This window comes from Massilia sp. PAMC28688, assembly GCF_019443445.1.
Classification (GTDB): domain Bacteria; phylum Pseudomonadota; class Gammaproteobacteria; order Burkholderiales; family Burkholderiaceae_D; genus Telluria_A.
Map to the genome: position 1 here is coordinate 3,154,586 of NZ_CP080378.1, position 17,443 is coordinate 3,172,028.

Here is a 17,443-nt window from a genome sequence, read left to right on the forward strand (position 1 = left end):
CCGCTCCTGCATGCCAAGGCCCCCGGCCAGCCAGCGCCTTGCCCGGATCAGTACACGTCCGGCTCGACCGTCACGCGCAGGCGGATGCGCTCGCCCGGATCGCGCTGGGTAAAGGTGGTGTAGCTGCGGCCGCGGTAGTCGTACGTCACGTCATAGCCGGTGGTGCGCGACTCCCACGCGTCCACCGTGCGGCACTGGCGGATTGCCTGTTCTTGCGGATAATCGTTGTAGCGCTCATCCTGGCGCCCATACCGGCGGTCATCGACGGGCTGGCCATTGTTGCTGATGCGGTCGCCCGCCATGGCACCGGCCACCGCGCCGATGGCCGTGGCGGCCGCGCGGCCGCTGCCGCCGCCCACCTGGTTGCCGATCACGCCGCCGGCAATGGCGCCAAGGATGGCGCCGCCGGCGTTGCGCTGGGGCTGCTGGTAGCCGCGCTGCTGATGCGGCACCGGAACGTATTCGGTGCGGCATTCCTCGCGCGGCTGGCGGATCTGTTCCACCCGCGGCTGGGCGCGGATGACGCGGCCATACTCTTCAAACTGGGCCGCCTGCGAGGGCAGGGCGGTGGCGCCAAGGGAGCAGAGAATCAATGCAGTGTGCAGTTTCATGGTGTGCCTTTCAGTCAGGACGGCGTGTGGGACATCTGGCTTTTCGCCATGGTGATATGGTATCGCTGCCGCCGCTGTTGTCACGATCTCCCTAGCAACAAGATGTAACAGCTGGCATGCATATGGGGAGGGCACCGCAAAATGGCGGGGCTTGTTCGTTTTCTGCCGCTAGTTTTAGGTAAAACCTTCTGATTATTAACAAATATTGCGTTTGAAATCACATTCGGGTTGATTCACGTTACACAAAACGTTACCCTTATACGCGTAGGGGGTATATTGGCGCGTGGCAACCATAAGTCACGGCATTCGCATCTTGAAAGCTGGCTCGACACACAGGACGACTGAGGGAATAATGAGTTTGTTGATAACAGTGCCGCCCAACCTAGTGCAGTCCATCCGTGCTTTCCGTGTCGTGGAATTGCAGGAGGAAGCCGTGCGCCTTGGCCAGCACTTTCTCTACGCTCATTGCGCCAATACCCTGACCAAGCAGCAAGTGTGCGCCCGCATTGGCGAAAGCTTTTACTTTCCCAAGCCGGCAGGCAAGAATTTTGATGCCCTGCGCGAGTCCCTGACCGAGACCATCAACAAGGCCGGTCCTCAGCCCGGTTTCATTGTCGTGATCGAGCAGTTACCCAACACCCAAAAGTTCGACAAGGAAGCGCGCGAAACCCTGCTCGACGTATTTCGCGATGCTGCCGATTTCTGGGCCGAAAAGAAGGTCCCGTTTCGCGTCTTTTACTCGTTCGAGTAAGGTCTCGCCCGGCGCGGCGCGCTCTGCTGCGCTGCAACATATTTAGTTCCTGAGGTTGGATCGGTCCGCTGCTCGGGGTACAATGCCGCCTTATGAAAAATATTGTCATCCTCATTTCCGGTCGCGGAAGCAATATGGAAGCCGTCGTGCATGCCGCGCGCAATGAGCAGTGGCCGGCCCGCATTGCCGCCGTGATCAGCAACAGGGCCGATGCCAAGGGCCTGGCGTTTGCCGCCGCCCATGGCATTCCGACTGCGGTGGTGGCCAATAAGGCGTACCCGAGCCGCGAACAGTTCGACGCCGCGCTGCAGCAGGTCATCGACGGCTTTGCGCCCGACCTGGTGGTACTGGCCGGTTTCATGCGCATCCTGACGCCGGCCTTTGTGGAACACTATGCCGGTCGGATGCTCAATATCCATCCCTCGCTGCTGCCCCTGTTTCCTGGCCTGCATACACACCAGCAGGCACTGGACGCGGGCGAGACGGTCCACGGCGCCACGGTCCATTTCGTGACGGCCGAACTCGATCATGGTCCCGTGGTGGACCAGGCGGTGGTGCCGGTGCTGCCGGGCGACACGGAAGCATCGCTGGCCGCGCGCGTGCTGGTACAGGAGCATGTGCTGTATCCGCGCGCCATCCGCATGTTTATCGAGGGCCGGCTCACGATTGACAATGGCACCGTGCAGATTGCAGCGGCGCCCGGGGTACCGGCCACGGCGAGCGCCTGAAGCACGGCTCACTACCGCAGATACAGCAAATACAGTACTACTAACCGAAGGAATTCCATGAGATTGCCACCAGCAATACTCGGCAATACAGAAGAAGTATTGCGCGAGATCTTGCGTTTCACGGCCCCGGCCGACACGACCTTGTCGCGCTACTTCAAGGACCACCCGCGCCTGGGCGCCCGTGAGCGCGGCGCTGTTGCCGAGGGCATCTACGCGATCCTGCGCAACAAGTCCTTCTTTACCGATTTTGCCGAAGCAGGGCAGAGCCCGACCATGCGCCGCCTGACCATCATGGGCCTGGCCGAAGCCGTGGGTGCCGAGTCGCTGGGCGGGCTGACGGAAGAAGAAGCTGCCTTCCTGGAACGCATCAAGGGCATCGACCGCAGCCTGATGCCGCCGCAAATGCGGGCCAACCTGCCCAAGTGGCTGTTCGACAAGTTCGTGGCCCAGTACGGCGAAGCCGAGACGCTGGCCCTGGCCGACGCCCTCAACAAGCCGGCGCCGCTGGACTTGCGCGTCAATTCCATCAAGGCCACGCGCGACGAGGTCGTGGCGGGACTGGGCGAAGCGCCGATTCTGGCCGAACCCATGCCGTATGCCCCGTTGGGCCTGCGCGTGCACAAGAAGCCCTCGCTGCAAAACCTGCCGCTGTTTAAAAGCGGCGCGATTGAAGTGCAGGATGAAGGCAGCCAAGTGCTGTCGCAGATCGTCGGCGCCAAGCGCGGCGAGATGGTGGTGGACTTTTGCGCCGGCGCCGGCGGCAAGACGCTGGCTCTGGGCGCGCTGATGCGCAACACGGGCCGCCTGTACGCTTTCGACGTGTCCGAAAAGCGCCTGGCCAAGCTCAAGCCGCGCCTGGCGCGCAGCGGCCTGTCGAATGTGCATCCGGTCCAGATTGCCCACGAGCGCGACGCCAAGATCAAGCGCCTGGCCGGCAAGATCGACCGCGTGCTGGTGGACGCACCCTGCAGCGGCCTGGGCACCCTGCGCCGCAATCCTGACGTCAAGTGGCGCCAGAAGCCCGACGCCGTGGGCGAGATGCAGCTCAAGCAGGCGGCCATCCTGGACGGCGCCGCGCGCCTGCTCAAGGGCGGCGGACGCCTGGTGTATGCCACCTGCAGCCTGCTTGATGAAGAGAATGATTTCATCGTGCAGCAATTCCTGGCTGCGCATCCCGAGTTCGAGCTGGTGCCGATGCACCAGGTGCTGGCCGAGCAAAAGATCGCGCTGGACATGGGCGACTACCTCAAGCTGCTGCCGCACAAGCACCAGACCGATGGCTTCTTCGCTGCCGTGCTGCAGCGCAAGGCGATCGAGAAGAAGGCCAAGGCAGTGCCGGCAGACGAGGCTGACGCCGACGCCGACGCCAGCAACGCAAGCAACTGAAGCGGTCCATGGCGTTCTCGAACCTGTTGGCCGACCTCATCAGCGACTTCAACAAGCCGAAAATTGTTTGGCAGGCGGGCATCATTGCTGCGTGCGCGCTGATAGGCTGGTTGCTGGCGCGCGTGGTGCGTGGCGCCTATGCCGATCCCAATGGCCGCACCATGGTGCATCTGGGTGTCAGCAGCTTCGGCGACGTCTTGAGTCCGGCCTTCATTGCCGGCCTCATTGCTGGTTCGCAGTGGTTTGCCAAGCCGTATATCGGCAACGCCCATCTCCTCAAGGCGGCCTTGCCCGTGTTCGGCTCGCTGGCCGTGATCCGCCTCGCGTTCTACCTGCTACGCGGTCCGGTGGCGCGCCGGGGCGCGGTGGGCGCTGCCCTGGTCACGTTTGAAAAAATCTTCGCCATGCTGGTCTGGTTCGGCGTTGCCTTGTATCTGACCGGTTTGTGGGTCGATGTGGTTGACTTCCTCGACAACACCACGCTGCCGCTGGGGAAGAACAAGGTGGCGCTGTCGACCATCCTGCAGGCCGCGGTCTCGGTGGGCGTGTTGCTGATGGTCGCCATGTGGGCAGGCGCGGCCATCGAATCCCGCCTGATGGGCATGGCCGGCCTGCACACCTCGCTGCGGGTGGTGATGGCGCGCATGAGCAAGGGCGTGCTGATCGTAGTGGCGGTGCTGGTGAGCCTGTCACTGGTGGGCATCGATCTCACCGTGCTGTCCGTATTCGGCGGCGCCCTGGGTGTGGGCCTCGGTCTGGGCATGCAAAAGATCGCCAGCAATTATGTGTCCGGCTTTGTCATCCTGATCGAGCGCAGCCTGACCATTGGCGACATGATTTCGGTGGACAAGTACACCGGCAAGGTGACCCGCATCAATACCCGCTATACCGTGCTGCAGGGCCAGGACGGGGTGGAAACGGTGCTGCCCAATGAAATGCTCATTTCCGGCGCCGTGCAAAACCAATCCTTGTCCCATTCGACCGTGCAGCTGTCGACCACGCTGACGGTGGCGTCCGATTGCGACCTTGACGCCGTCCTGGCGCTGCTCGAATCAGTACCGCGTGGCATGCCCCGCGTGTTGGAGCAGCCCGCCCCCAGCGTGACCATCAAGAAGCTCAGCGCTGCCGGCCATGAACTGGAACTGGGGTTTTGGATTGGGGATCCCAACAACGGCCGCGGCAGTGTGGTGTCTGAAGTCAACAAGGCCATTTACGGCCTGATCCGCGCTGGCCGCATCACCCTCGCTTAAGCGCCTCCATTGCCTGATGATTAAGGCACGCTCGTATTGCCCGCCATGATGATGTAAGGAACGGTAAATCATTCGGTCCATCGTGCCGTGCGTCACTGTATGCGCGTAAAATAGAGGCTGCCTTCGGTTTTGTCGGAGAAGGATGTTCCGGGTGCTTGCAGCGCCCCTATCTTGGAGTACTAATGGATTTGTTAAGTTCGATTGTTGATTTCCTCTCGAATGGACTGGTTGGCCTGACCGCCTGGCAGGTTGTCGGCTATACGCTGGTGGTGACGCACATCACCATCGCCAGCGTGACCATTTATCTGCACCGCCACCAGGCCCACCGCGCGCTCGACTTGCACGCGATTCCGAGTCATTTTTTCCGCTTCTGGCTGTGGCTGACCACGGGCCAGGTGACCAAGGAGTGGGCCGCCGTCCACCGTAAGCACCACGCCAAATGCGATACCGAAGAAGATCCGCACAGCCCGGTCACGCGCGGCATCCGCAAGGTCTTGTTTGAAGGCGCCGAGCTGTATCGGATCGAGTCGAAAAACCAGGAAACCATGGCCAAGTACGGCCACGGCACGCCGGATGACTGGATGGAGCGCAATGTCTACACCCGCTTCAGCTGGCAGGGCATTGTGCTGCTGGCAATCATCAATGTCGCCCTGTTTGGCGTGATTGGCATTACCATCTGGGCGATCCAGATGATGTGGATTCCCATTACCGCTGCCGGCATCATCAATGGCATTGGGCACTACTGGGGCTATCGCAATTATGATTGCGCTGATGCTGCGACCAACATCATCCCGTTTGGCATCTTGATTGGCGGCGAAGAGCTGCATAACAACCATCACACCTTTGCCACTTCGGCCAAGCTGTCGTCGAAATGGTATGAATTCGATATTGGCTGGTTCTACATCCGTGTGCTGGAAACGCTGGGCCTGGCCAAGGTCAAGAAAGTCGCGCCCAAGCCAAGCTTTGAGCACGGCAAGCTGGTGGCCGACCTGGACACGCTGCAGTCGGTGATTGCCAATCGCTACGACGTCATGGCCAAGTATGCCAAATCGGTCAAGGCAGCCTGGCACGAAGAACTTGAACACCTCAAGACCAAGGCGCAGCTCGAGTCGCGCTTCCTGAAGTCGTCGCGCAAGCTGCTCCAGCGCGAGCCTGCCAAGCTGGAGGCATCGCACCAGCAGCAGCTGGTGGAGCTGTTCCAGCATAGCAAGGCGTTGGAAACCATGCATCAGATGCGGGTCGAGCTGGGCGCCATCTGGGAGCGCTCGCATTGCACCCGCGACCAGTTGCTGCAGCAATTGCAGGACTGGTGTGCCCGCGCGGAAGCGTCGGGTATCAAGTCGCTGCAAGAGTTTTCCATGCGCCTGCGCAGCTACGCATAAGCTGTCAAATTTGCTGATCAACGGCTCCCGCGGGAGCCGTTTTCACGATCAACGGCTCCTGCGGGAGCCGTTTGCACATCTGTCTGCCGCAGGAGAAACGGGCGCGCGTTCTGCCGACAGCCGATCAATGGGCCACGCCGCATTGCGCCGCCTTGCCGGAAAGGTCTTGTTGTTTTTATGATCTCTTTTTTGACGATGTGACAATCCGCGAGTATTTACGGCAGAAATCGGCGCAGTATAGATTGGCTCGACCGTAGAACTTTCAACCTGACACTTGACGAGGGAGCGGACATGAAGAGACGTGACTTTCTTACGATAGCAGGGCGCATTGCTGCGACTGGATTGGCCGTACCCCTGGTCGGATGTCCCGGCCCGACGCCGACACCCACCCCGGCGCCGGGTCCAGCGCCGGCGCCCACCCCGGCTCCAACCCCGACGCCAGCGCCCAGAACAGCCAGTTACGGTGCCTTGCTGCGCACCCCCACGGAGCTGGCGGCAGTGCCCGCGGTGTACGGGAAACTGTCGGCCGCCGCGACGCTGCCGCCCGTGGTCGACTTGCGCTCCTCCGGCTTCCTTCCCCCTGTCGGCGATCAGCGCAGCCAGCCTTCGTGCGTGGCCTGGGCCGTCGCCTACACCACGGCGACATATTTGTCCGCGCAAATTTCCTCTGTGGCGCCCAGCGCGGCGTCGCAGCAGGCCAGTCCGGCCGACCTTTACGCAAAATTGCAGCGGCTCAGGCCAACTGCTTGCCGGGAAGGGACCCTGATAACGGATGCCTTTGACATCATGATCCGGGATAAAGTTGCCAGCCTTGTGGCAGCCCCGTACAGCGATGCGGTCTGCAGGGCACCGCTGGACGTGCGCCAGTTTGGCCTGGCCGGCTACCGGCGTATTGAAATAAGCAATCCTCAGGGGATCAAATCCGCGCTGGCAAACAATAAGGTTCTGGTGATCGGCGCCAGGATCTACTCGGATTTCGAAGCATTCGGCTACGGGCCGGCGAAAACATCGGTCTACCAGATTCGGGGAGCGGCCACCAATGGTGGCCACGCCATGGCCCTGGTGGGCTACGACGATGCGAAACAGGCTTACCTCGTCATGAACAGCTGGGGTAGCGAATTTGGTGATCGCGGCTATTTCTGGATGGATTACCAGTCATTCAATGCATCGGTGGCCGAAGTCTATGAAACGGATGGCATCGGATCCGGTCCCGTTAACCCGACCCCGGCGCCCAGTCCGACCCCGCCGGCAAGCGTGGCCATTACCAGCCTGATTGCAACGACACAAACCAATCCGTTTTATAACGTCGAGCTCATTTTCATGAACTTCGCCCTGACCGAACCCTTGTTCGTCACCAGCGTGGCCTTCATGTATGAAGACGTCACCGGACTGGGCATTCCTCCGTTCCAGAGCCAGTCCTTTCCCGTCGGCGTGTGGATGCTGCAGTCGTATGTGCAATTTTGGTACGGTCTTCCATACCGCTGGCCGCCTGGCCGCTACACGCTGGTGGTCGATGGGACCCGGCAATCCGGTCAGGCAGTGCGCGTTGCAGGTACTACCCTGTACGGAACCCGTTAGCACACGCTGAACGGGAGGCCATAACAAAAAAGCCGCTCACTGACGTGGCGGCTTTTTTGGTACTAACGCAAGACCGAATTACTTGATCTTGGTTTCTTTGTACATGACGTGCTTGCGTGCCTTGGGATCGAACTTCATGATCTCCATTTTGGCAGGCATGGTGCGCTTGTTCTTGTCGGTGGTGTAGAAGTGACCCGTGCCTGCAGTCGATTCCAGCTTGATTTTGTCGCGGCCAGTTTTTGCCATGATAGCTCCCTAATTAAACTTTTTCGCCGCGGGCACGCATGTCGACCAGCACGGCATCGATGCCGACTTTATCGATTACGCGCAGACCGGCGTTGGACAGGCGCAGGGAGACCCAGCGGTTTTCCGATTCTACGAAAATACGGCGATTCTGCAGGTTAGGCAAAAAACGACGCTTCGTTTTGTTGTTAGCGTGGGAGACGTTGTTACCAACCATCGGACCCTTGCCAGTTACTTGGCAAACACGTGCCATAGCGCACTCCTTGAAATAGTTCCAAACTTGGAAAAGAAAGAGTATAGCGTGAAAAGCGTCACCGAATCAATGACTTGTGAAAAACAATTGTGTCACAGGAATTTACGATATTTTACATTGTCCATGGTGCCGATTGCCGTGCATCACCATCGCGCCCATCGTTGACGGCCTCGCTTCCTTGCTCGCCAGCGGTGCCGCGGGTCCGCGCTCCGCTGCACTACAATTGACTGGGTAGCAACAATGACTGGAGGGCGCGATGTGGGAACAGGTATGGGCAACGATAGTGAAGGAATTTTCCGATCTCGGCGACGTGGGGGACATCACTCAGGTGTGCGTGCGCCTGACCATGGCGGTCCTGCTCGGCGCCGTACTGGGCTATGAACGGGAATCGGTCGGTGCCTCGGCCGGCCTGCGCACCCATATGCTGGTGTCACTGGGCTCGGCCTTGTTTGTCCTGATCCCTTTGCAGGCCGGCATGGAGCTGATCGATATCTCACGTGTCCTGCAAGGGATCACCGCCGGCGTTGGTTTCCTGGGCGCAGGCGCCATCTTGAAGTCGCATAGCGAAAACCAGATTACCGGCCTGACGACGGCGGCCGGCGTGTGGCTCACGGCTGCTGTCGGGGTGGCGGCCGGCATGGGCCGCGAAGGCACGGCCGTGCTCAGCGCGCTGTTTGCCCTGTTCATCCTCTCGTTGCTGCGTTTTAGCAAAGTTGACCATGATCAGCAAAAGAGTGAACATGAGGACCAGCGATGACGAAATGATCAACCACGCGCACGTCCACCAGGGCCAGGGCCTGCATCAGCGCGCGCGTGAGCTGCATGTCGGCCGCGCTCGGCTCGGCCACGCCGGACGGGTGGTTATGGGCCAGGATGACGCTGGCGGCGTTATGGCGCAGGGCAGCCTTGACGATTTCGCGCGGGTAGACGCTGGTGTGGGTGAGCGTGCCGCGCGACATTTCCTCGCTGGCGATCAAGCGGTTCTTGACGTCCAAAAACAACACAACAAACGATTCATGGGGTTGCCTTCCAATGCTCATACGCAAATAGGTGCTGGCCGCGTCGGGCGACGCCAGCGTGCTGCCTGCCTGGAGCTGTTCGGCAATGGCGCGCCGCGCCAGTTCCATGACTGCCTGCAGCTGCGCGTATTTGGCCGGTCCCATGCCGTGCACGCCGGCCAGCGCCGGCAGGCTGGCGCCAAACAGGCCCTGGATGGAGCCGAAATGCCCCAGCAGATCGCGCCCGAGCTCAACGGCGCTCTTGCCGGCCACCCCCACGCGCAGGAACAGGGCCAGCAACTCTGCATCCGACAGCGCCGCCGCCCCCTCCTTGATGAGCCGCTCGCGGGGGCGCTGCTGCGCCGGCCAATCCTTGATTGCCATTCCACCTCCCGATGAAAGCGCCAGCCCGCGACGCGGTACAATATCGGTTTGCACGCGCGAACCATCATCATGTCCATTGATTCCCCGGCCGTTGTCACGCCCACGGCCTACCTCACGCTTCATTATCGGCTTGCCACGGCCGACGGCACTGATCTTGTCACGACATTTGGCGGGAACCCGGCCACGCTGATGCTGGGCCAGGGCCAGCTCGCACCGTTTCTCGAGGAAGCGCTGCTGGGCATGCCCGAGGGCAGCCACCAGACCTTCCAGCTCGCGCCCGAGCGTGCCTTTGGCCAGCGCAACAATGAGCTGGTGCGCGATGTCTCGCGCGCCACGCTGGACGAGAATTCCGCGCCCGGGGCCGAGTATCGGGTGGGCGACCTGGTCGACTTTGCCGCCCCGGGTGGCGGCCGCTTTGCCGGCATCCTGCGCCAGTTGCGCGATGACGGCGCCACCTTCGACTTCAATCATCCGCTCGCCGGCCAGGCGCTGACCTTTGAAGTCAAACTGATCTCGGTGTTGTAAAGGAATTAGCCATGAATGAAGTCATTTTCGAGCGGCCCGGCGCGGCCACCTCGTCGAGCGAGATCCTGCTGGCCCAGCCGCGCGGCTTTTGCGCCGGGGTCGACCGTGCCATTGAAATCGTCGAGCGTGCCCTGCAGCAGTTTGGCGCGCCAATTTATGTGCGCCACGAAATCGTGCACAACGCGTACGTGGTGGACGACTTGCGCAGCAAGGGCGCCATCTTCATAGAAGACCTTGACGACGTCCCGGCCGGCAATACGCTGGTGTTTTCGGCCCATGGGGTGTCGAAGGCGGTGCGGGCCGAGGCGGAAGCGCGCGGCTTGACCATTTTCGACGCCACCTGTCCGCTCGTGACCAAGGTCCACGTGGAAGTGGCCAAGATGCGCCGCCAGGGGGCCGAGATCATCATGATCGGCCACGACGGGCACCCGGAAGTGGAAGGCACCATGGGCCAGACGGAAGAGGGCATGTACCTGGTGGAAACCGTGGCCGACGTGGCCCGGCTGCAAGTGCGCAATCCCGACAACCTGGCCTACGTTTCCCAGACCACGCTGTCGGTGGACGACACGGCCGACATCATTGCGGCCATCAAGGCGCGCTACCCGAATGTGATCGAGCCGAAAAAGGGCGACATCTGCTATGCCACCACCAACCGCCAGGAAGCGGTCAAATTCATGGCACCGCAGGTGGAAGTGGTGGTGGTCGTGGGTAGCCCCAACAGTTCCAATTCCAACCGGCTGCGCGAAGTGGCGGAAAAAATGGGGACGCCGGCTTACATGGTCGACAATGCCACCCTGATCCAGCCCCAGTGGATCGACGGCAAGCTGCGGGTGGGCGTGACGGCCGGGGCCTCGGCGCCGGAAGTGCTGGTCCAGGCCGTGATTGACCGCCTCAAGGAATTGGGCGCGCGCAGCGTACGCGTGCTCGAGGGCGTGGAAGAGAATGTCACCTTTCCCCTGCCCAAGGGCCTGACCGGGGCAGCTTAAGCCAAAAAGCGTGCTGTTTGGTAAATTAAATTTGGAACAGTTGTAATTTTCCGATATTACTTTTTACCAAACCTCGCTATCATGATGGCGCTCGGATTTATTGTCGCCGCAGAACTGTAAATATCTGCGGCGGTGCGCGGTTTGTTGTAGAACCATGAAACAAGGAGCGGCACCTCGGGGATATTTCCTCGGGTGCCGTTTTTGTTAGAACGACATAAAAGAGGCGCCTTCAACATGGATACCTTTATCCAACAGATTATCAACGGCCTGGTGCTGGGCAGCATGTATGCCCTGGTCGCACTGGGCTACACCATGGTCTACGGTGTACTGAACCTCATCAACTTTGCCCACGGCGACGTGCTGATGGTTGGCGCCATGGTGGGCCTGTCCATTCTCAAGCTGCTGGAAATGGTAGCGCCCGGCATGCCCGGCTATGTCAACCTGGCCATTGCCATCATCGGCGCCATACCGGTGTGCATGATCGTCAACGTCATCATCGAGCGCGTCGCTTACCGCCGCCTGCGCAATGCGCCGCGTCTGGCGCCGCTCATTACCGCCATCGGCGTGTCCTACCTGCTCATGACGTTTGCCCAGATGATCTGGGGCCGCGCACCGCTGTCGTTCCCGCAACTGCTCTCACCCGAGCCGATCGCCATCGGCGGCGCCCTCATTTCGCAAACCCAGGTCTTGCTGCTGTCCCTGGCCCTGCTGTCGATGGGCGCGCTGGCGCTGCTGGTCGAGCGCACCAAGCTGGGCCGGGCGATGCGGGCCACGGCGGAAAACCCGCGCGTGGCCGGCCTGATGGGAGTGGACGCCAACAAGGTCATCGTCGCCACCTTTGCCATCGGCGCCGCCCTGGCCGCCATTGCGGGGGTGATGTGGGGCGCGAACTATTCCTCGATCCAATACGCCATGGGTGCCCTGCCGGGCATGAAAGCCTTTTCGGCCGCCGTGCTGGGCGGGATTGGCAACATCTATGGCGCCATGATCGGCGGCATCGTGCTGGGCCTGATCGAAGCGCTCGGCGCCGGCTATATCGGCGACCTGACCGGCGGCTTCCTCGGCAGCCATTACCAGGACATCTTTGCCTTCGTCGTGCTGATCATTGTGCTGACCATTCGTCCATCCGGCATCATGGGTGAGCGTGTTGCCGACCGCGCCTGATTCATTAGAGGAATAACATGCTCACTTTCGACGTCGAACATAACCGGAAGAAGGCCTTTATCAGCATGGGTGTCGTGCTGGTCGTTGCCCTGATCTTCCCCTTCATTGCCCAGCTGTTCGGTAACGCCTGGGTCCGCATCATCGACATGGCCCTGCTGTACATCATGCTGGCGCTGGGCCTGAACATCGTGGTCGGCTTTGCCGGCCTGCTCGACCTTGGCTATATCGCCTTTTACGCGGTGGGCGCCTACCTGACCGGACTGCTGGCCTCGCCCCAGTTCGCGGCGCTGCTCGAATCGGTGATCTACCTCAATCCCGAACTCGGTGACGCCCTGGTGGCGGTGCTGGGCGAAGACATCCGCGACAACGGCATCCATCTGTCGGTATGGGTCATCGTGCCGCTGGCGGCAATCATGGCCGGCATCTTTGGCGCCCTGCTCGGCGCGCCAACGCTCAAGCTGCGCGGCGACTACCTGGCCATCGTGACGCTGGGCTTCGGCGAGATCATCCGCATTTTCATGAACAACCTGAACGACCCCATCAATTTCACTAATGGTCCCCAGGGCATCAACGGCATTGATCCGATCCGCGTGTTCGGCACCTCCCTGGGCGGCGAGGCCGGCTCCAAGGCCACCGTCTACATCGGCGAATTTGCCATGCCGTCCGTAAACGCCTACTACTACCTGTTCCTGCTGCTGGTCATCGCCACCGTCTTCATCACATCGCGCCTGCAGCACTCGCGCCTGGGCCGGGCCTGGGTCGCGATCCGCGAAGATGAAATTGCCGCCAAGGCCATGGGCATCAATACCCGCAACGTCAAGCTGCTCGCTTTTACCATGGGCGCCTCGTTCGGCGGCGTGGCCGGTGCCATGTTCGCCTCCTTCCAGGGCTTCATTTCGCCGGAATCGTTTTCGCTGACCGAATCGATTGTCGTGCTGGCCATGGTGGTACTGGGCGGTATCGGCCATATTCCTGGCGTGATCGTCGGCGCCGTGCTGGTCGCCGCCTTGCCTGAGGTGCTGCGCTACGTGGTCGATCCGGTCCAGATGTTCTTGTTCGGCAAAATCTACATTGAAGCCGAAGTGATGCGCCAGCTGCTGTACGGCCTGGCGCTGGTGCTGACCATGCTGTACCGCCCGGCCGGACTGTGGCCCGCGCCCAAGCATGAAGACCGTCCCGAAGCGGCCGAAACCAACAAGCAAGGTGCGTTCGACGCTTGAGGAAAAGAACATGACCCAGACCATTTTGCACATTCAAGGCGTAAACAAGCGCTTTGGCGGCCTGCAGGCGCTGACCGACGTGGCCCTCACGATTGAAAAAGGCCAGATTTACGGCTTGATCGGCCCCAACGGTGCCGGCAAGACCACCTTCTTCAATGTCATTACCGGGCTGTACCAGCCTGACACGGGCACCTTCGTGCTCGATGGCAAGCCGTACTCGCCCTCGGCGCCGCACAAGGTGGCCAAGGCCGGCATTGCCCGTACCTTCCAGAATATTCGTCTGTTCGGTGAAATGACGGCGCTGGAAAATGTCATGGTGGGGCGGCACGTGCGCTCTCACCAAGGCGTGTTCGGCGCCATTTTCCGGCATCCCGCAGCCAGGCGCGAGGAAGCGGCCATCAAGGAGCGTGCCCAGGAACTGCTCGACTTTGTGGGCATTGGCGCGTTTGCCAGGCGCACGGCGAAATTCCTGTCGTACGGCGACCAGCGGCGCCTGGAAATTGCGCGCGCCCTGGCCACGGACCCGGTGCTGCTGGCGCTGGACGAACCGGCCGCCGGCATGAACGCCACCGAAAAGCTGGCCCTGCGCGAGCTGCTGGTCAAGATCAAGAACGAAGGCAAGACCGTGCTGCTGATCGAGCACGACGTCAAGTTGATGATGGGGCTGTGCGACCGCATCAGCGTGCTGGAATATGGAAAGTTAATTGCAGAAGGCTTGCCGGCAGAAATCCAGAAAAATCCGGCCGTGATTGAAGCCTATCTGGGAGGTGGCCATTAATGACTGACACAATTCTCAAGATCCAGGGGCTGAAGGTTGCGTACGGCGGCATCAAGGCCGTCAAGGGCATCGACCTGGAGATTAGCAGGGGCGAGCTGGTGACGTTAATTGGCGCCAATGGCGCCGGCAAGACCACCACGCTCAAGGCCATCACCGGCACCCTGCCAAGCTGCAAGATCGAGGGCACGATCACCTACAAGGGCCAGCCGCTGAAGGATGTGCATTCCTTCCAGCTGGTCGAGCGCAAGCTGGCCATGGTACCGGAAGGGCGGGGCGTGTTTACTCGCATGACCATCCAGGAAAACCTGATGATGGGCGCCTACACGCGCAACGACAAGGCTGGTATTGCGGACGACGTCGACAAGTGGTTCACCGTGTTCCCGCGCCTGAAGGAGCGGGCAGGGCAGCTGGCCGGTACGCTCTCGGGCGGCGAGCAGCAGATGCTGGCCATGGCGCGCGCGCTGATGAGCCATCCGGAGTTGCTGTTGCTGGACGAGCCCTCGATGGGCCTGTCGCCGATCATGGTCGAAAAGATCTTCGAAGTGATCCGCAAGGTGTCATCGGAAGGCATCACCATCTTGCTGGTGGAACAAAACGCCAAGCTGGCGTTGGAAGCGGCGCACCGTGGCTACGTGATGGATTCTGGCGCGCTGATCATGAGCGGCAACGCGGCCGACATGCTGCACGACCCGCGCGTCAAAGCCGCCTATTTGGGCGAATAGCTCGTCCCAGCGCACCACCATCAGGCCCGCGCGGCCTGACCGCCCGCCCCAAATCAATTTCCCTATTCCAGGGTCAGACCACTTAAACGGGCCAAAATCAATTTCCCAACACCAGGGTCAGACCACTTAAACGGGCCAAAATCAATTTCCAACTCCAGGGTCAGACCACTTGGCACGCCGTCAGGAAAGTCTTTCGCCAAACTTCTGGAACATTAGTCTGAGCGGAGATCGCGGCGAATGGAATTAGGCGCAGACGCACACTGACCAAATTCCAGTGTTGCAAAATCATCGATTAAGTGGTCTGACCCCGAAGGTAATGGCGAGATCAATTTCTTATAGCCAGGGTCAGACCACTTCGGAGCGTCTTTGGAAAGTTTTTGGGCGAACTTGGTGAAAATTCGTGTCTAGAATTGCTGAGCCAAATTTGATTCATGCTAGCGGCGCCAGGGCCAAATCGCAGTGTTGCAAATTCATCGTTTAAGTGGTCTGACCACGAGGGGGAAGTGAGGTGTTGCAGATTCCTCGTCTAAGTGGTCTGACCACGAGGGGAGGCCTGACCACGAGGGGAGGCCACGCCGGGAAGGCAAGCCTGGCGTCACGACGTAAAAAAGCCGCGTACACGACGCGGCTTTTTGGGGACCAGCAAGCGGACGATTACTGCTTGGTGGCGCGGGCGGCGGCGCCCTGGGCGGCTTGCGCGAACTGGTTCATGGCGGTCGTGACGTTGGTCTCGACAGCTTCTGCAGCTTGCTTGGCAGTCTTGCTCAGGTGCTCGTAACCAGCGTTGGCGTTGGTCAGTGAAGCCTTGACCACGGCAACCAGGTTTTCGCTGCCGGCTGGCGCGTTCTTGGTCACTTCGTCCACCAGCGAGATGACTTTGCGGCTGGTTTCGGCAACTTGCTGCTCGGCGGCACGGGTGAATTCTGCCTGGGTGCCAGTGGCAATGGCCGCGACCTGACGACCGTAGGACATCGCCTTTTCAGCCGTTGGCTGCGCCTGGGCGCTGGTCAGCGAGAAAAATTCTTGTGGGTCTTTTGCCGACAGCAGCTGACGCGTGGTGGCAGCCGATTCTTCCAGCGTGGCCTTGACGGCAGTCATGTTCAACTCGACCAGCTTTTCCATGCCTTCGAAGGCTTTCGAGGTCAGGTTCGAGAACATGGCGAACTGCGATTCGAAGTTGGCTTTGGTGGCGTTCGAAAACTGCTCAGGGATTGCAAACATATGGTTTCTCCAATGTAGACATCGTTGTTGACAACTGCTTCTAGCGTTTCACGGCGGGCAGCGTGCCCAGGTGCATCAAAATGCATGGCTGACGGTGGATTGTGCAGCGCAACAAGGTCCATTCTACGCAGTTTGTTCAATGAGTCAAGCGAATCTTGTGCGGTGCACCATGGCGTGACGCATCGAATGTTTCGGGCGTTTTAAAGGTATTTTCGCTCGGCAATCGCCAGTGACAGATTGCATCGATGGCCTGTGGAAACGTCTTTCGGAAGGGCGTGCTAGACTGGGCTGTCCCGCCTGAGCACTCTAAGTGATCCAGTGCAATTTCTCATCAGCAGAACCGCCATCGCTTGATCTATGTCAATCTTTATCGCTAAAAATGTTGCGGCGCGACAATCGAACTTGGCCCGTGGTGTGATTCCCCTGTTTTTCGTTTTATTGTGGAGTACCGGCTTTATCGTGGCCAAATTCGGCCTGCCGTACGCGCCACCGCTGACCTTTATCCTGCTGCGCTGCCTGTGTGTGCTGTTGCTGCTGATGCCGGTCGTGTTGTTCTGGAAGGCACCGTGGCCGACGGGCCAAGTGGGCCACATTGCCGTGGCCGGATTGCTGCTGCAGGCAGGCTACCTCGGCGGCGTGTGGTGTGCGATCAAGCTCGGCATGCCGGCCGGCTTGACGGCCCTGATCGTCGGCATGCAGCCCATTCTGACTGCCGCTGCGGCGCCCCTGATCGGTGAATCGGTCCGCGCCCGCCAGTGGATCGGTCTCGTGCTGGGCCTGGCGGGCGTGGCCCTGGTGGTGTATGCGAAAATAACGCTGGTGGGCTTGTCCACGCTGGCCATTGTCTATTGCTTGCTGGCGCTGCTGTGCATCACGGCCGGTACCATGTACCAGCGCCATTATTGCCCTCGCTTCGATCTGCGTAGCGGGACCGTGATCCAGTTTGGCGCCACGGCGCTGCTGATGCTGCCCCTGGCCATGGCCTTCGAGCAGCTGGACTGGCGCCTGTCCTCGGTGCAGTGGACACCGCGCTTCATTGGCGCACTGTTGTGGTCTGTACTGGCGCTGTCGATCGGGGCATTGTTCCTGCTGTTTAAGCTGCTGCGGCGCAGCGAGGCGACGGTCGTGACCAGCCTGATGTACCTGACCCCGCCCACCACGGCCGTCATGGCCTGGCTGATGTTTGGAGAAGCGTTCAGTCTGCTTGGGGCGGCCGGCATGGCCGTCGCCGTGCTGGGCGTCGTGTGTGTTGTAAAAAAATAG

General features: G+C 60.7%; 19 protein-coding genes. 14 read left to right on the top strand and 5 right to left on the bottom strand.

The features are described from left to right. Positions 1 to 47: 47 nt before the first annotated feature. Positions 48 to 611: a glycine zipper 2TM domain-containing protein gene (locus KY495_RS14060; RefSeq protein ID WP_219880032.1), complete on the bottom strand. Its 564-nt coding sequence runs from the start codon at positions 609 to 611 to the stop codon at positions 48 to 50. A gap of 352 nt (positions 612 to 963) precedes the next feature. On the opposite strand from KY495_RS14060, the gene KY495_RS14065 reads away from it, so the two are divergent. The 6 genes from KY495_RS14065 to KY495_RS14090 all read left to right on the top strand — a co-directional run bounded on the left by KY495_RS14065 (position 964) and on the right by KY495_RS14090 (position 7,686). Continuing rightward, on the top strand, positions 964 to 1,362 hold the full coding sequence (locus KY495_RS14065) for a barstar family protein (RefSeq protein WP_219880033.1): 399 nt from the start codon (positions 964 to 966) through the stop codon (positions 1,360 to 1,362). Between the two features lie 92 nt (positions 1,363 to 1,454). Next, on the top strand, positions 1,455 to 2,090 hold the full coding sequence (purN, locus tag KY495_RS14070) for a phosphoribosylglycinamide formyltransferase (RefSeq protein WP_219880034.1): 636 nt from the start codon (positions 1,455 to 1,457) through the stop codon (positions 2,088 to 2,090). Between the two features lie 57 nt (positions 2,091 to 2,147). Further along, positions 2,148 to 3,476, top strand: a complete 1,329-nt coding sequence (locus KY495_RS14075) for an RsmB/NOP family class I SAM-dependent RNA methyltransferase (protein ID WP_219880035.1) — start codon at positions 2,148 to 2,150, stop codon at positions 3,474 to 3,476. Between the two features lie 8 nt (positions 3,477 to 3,484). Further along, the gene (locus KY495_RS14080) at positions 3,485 to 4,726 is read left to right on the top strand and encodes a mechanosensitive ion channel family protein (RefSeq protein WP_219880036.1); all 1,242 of its coding nucleotides are present in this window, start codon (positions 3,485 to 3,487) and stop codon (positions 4,724 to 4,726) included. Between the two features lie 182 nt (positions 4,727 to 4,908). Further along, a complete protein-coding gene (locus tag KY495_RS14085; protein ID WP_219880037.1) occupies positions 4,909 to 6,108 on the top strand; it encodes a fatty acid desaturase in 1,200 nt (399 codons plus the stop codon). A gap of 468 nt (positions 6,109 to 6,576) precedes the next feature. Beyond that, on the top strand, positions 6,577 to 7,686 hold the full coding sequence (locus tag KY495_RS14090) for a C1 family peptidase (protein ID WP_219880038.1): 1,110 nt from the start codon (positions 6,577 to 6,579) through the stop codon (positions 7,684 to 7,686). A gap of 78 nt (positions 7,687 to 7,764) precedes the next feature. Here KY495_RS14090 and rpmG read toward each other — a convergent pair whose 3' ends face one another. Together rpmG and rpmB are read right to left on the bottom strand one after the other, a co-directional pair. Continuing rightward, positions 7,765 to 7,935 carry a 50S ribosomal protein L33 gene (gene rpmG / locus KY495_RS14095; RefSeq protein WP_197422130.1) on the bottom strand — a complete coding sequence of 57 codons (171 nt, stop codon included), beginning with the start codon at positions 7,933 to 7,935 and terminating at the stop codon, positions 7,765 to 7,767. A 10-nt stretch (positions 7,936 to 7,945) separates the two neighbouring features. Continuing rightward, positions 7,946 to 8,182 (bottom strand): 50S ribosomal protein L28, encoded by a 237-nt coding sequence (gene rpmB, locus KY495_RS14100; protein ID WP_054264245.1) that lies wholly within the window; start codon positions 8,180 to 8,182, stop codon positions 7,946 to 7,948. A gap of 256 nt (positions 8,183 to 8,438) precedes the next feature. Here rpmB and KY495_RS14105 point away from each other — a divergent pair, with 256 nt between their 5' ends. Next, positions 8,439 to 8,939: an MgtC/SapB family protein gene (locus KY495_RS14105; protein WP_219880039.1), complete on the top strand. Its 501-nt coding sequence runs from the start codon at positions 8,439 to 8,441 to the stop codon at positions 8,937 to 8,939. On the opposite strand, the gene radC is transcribed toward KY495_RS14105, so the two are convergent. Further along, positions 8,887 to 9,564: a DNA repair protein RadC gene (gene radC / locus KY495_RS14110; protein WP_219880040.1), complete on the bottom strand. Its 678-nt coding sequence runs from the start codon at positions 9,562 to 9,564 to the stop codon at positions 8,887 to 8,889. The genes KY495_RS14105 and radC overlap by 53 nt on opposite strands. Before the next feature lie 69 nt (positions 9,565 to 9,633). Between radC and KY495_RS14115 the strand changes: the two genes are divergently transcribed. The 6 genes from KY495_RS14115 to KY495_RS14140 all read left to right on the top strand — a co-directional run bounded on the left by KY495_RS14115 (position 9,634) and on the right by KY495_RS14140 (position 14,959). Next, a complete protein-coding gene (locus KY495_RS14115; RefSeq protein WP_219880041.1) occupies positions 9,634 to 10,089 on the top strand; it encodes a peptidylprolyl isomerase in 456 nt (151 codons plus the stop codon). An 11-nt stretch (positions 10,090 to 10,100) separates the two neighbouring features. Continuing rightward, positions 10,101 to 11,075, top strand: coding sequence for a 4-hydroxy-3-methylbut-2-enyl diphosphate reductase (ispH, locus tag KY495_RS14120; protein ID WP_219880042.1), 975 nt, complete (start codon positions 10,101 to 10,103; stop codon positions 11,073 to 11,075). Positions 11,076 to 11,309: 234 nt separating this feature from the next. After that, complete coding sequence (locus KY495_RS14125; protein ID WP_219880043.1) at positions 11,310 to 12,239, top strand: branched-chain amino acid ABC transporter permease; 930 nt, start codon at positions 11,310 to 11,312, stop codon at positions 12,237 to 12,239. A 17-nt stretch (positions 12,240 to 12,256) separates the two neighbouring features. Further along, positions 12,257 to 13,459 (top strand): ABC transporter ATP-binding protein, encoded by a 1,203-nt coding sequence (locus KY495_RS14130; protein WP_219880044.1) that lies wholly within the window; start codon positions 12,257 to 12,259, stop codon positions 13,457 to 13,459. A gap of 10 nt (positions 13,460 to 13,469) precedes the next feature. Next, complete coding sequence (locus KY495_RS14135; protein ID WP_219880045.1) at positions 13,470 to 14,237, top strand: ABC transporter ATP-binding protein; 768 nt, start codon at positions 13,470 to 13,472, stop codon at positions 14,235 to 14,237. Further along, complete coding sequence (locus KY495_RS14140; protein ID WP_219880046.1) at positions 14,237 to 14,959, top strand: ABC transporter ATP-binding protein; 723 nt, start codon at positions 14,237 to 14,239, stop codon at positions 14,957 to 14,959. Before KY495_RS14135 ends, KY495_RS14140 begins: the two co-directional genes overlap by 1 nt. 654 nt (positions 14,960 to 15,613) lie before the next feature. Here the strand turns inward: KY495_RS14140 and KY495_RS14145 are convergent. Continuing rightward, on the bottom strand, positions 15,614 to 16,180 hold the full coding sequence (locus KY495_RS14145) for a phasin family protein (protein ID WP_219880047.1): 567 nt from the start codon (positions 16,178 to 16,180) through the stop codon (positions 15,614 to 15,616). A gap of 357 nt (positions 16,181 to 16,537) precedes the next feature. Between KY495_RS14145 and KY495_RS14150 the strand changes: the two genes are divergently transcribed. Beyond that, positions 16,538 to 17,443 (top strand): DMT family transporter, encoded by a 906-nt coding sequence (locus KY495_RS14150; protein ID WP_219880048.1) that lies wholly within the window; start codon positions 16,538 to 16,540, stop codon positions 17,441 to 17,443.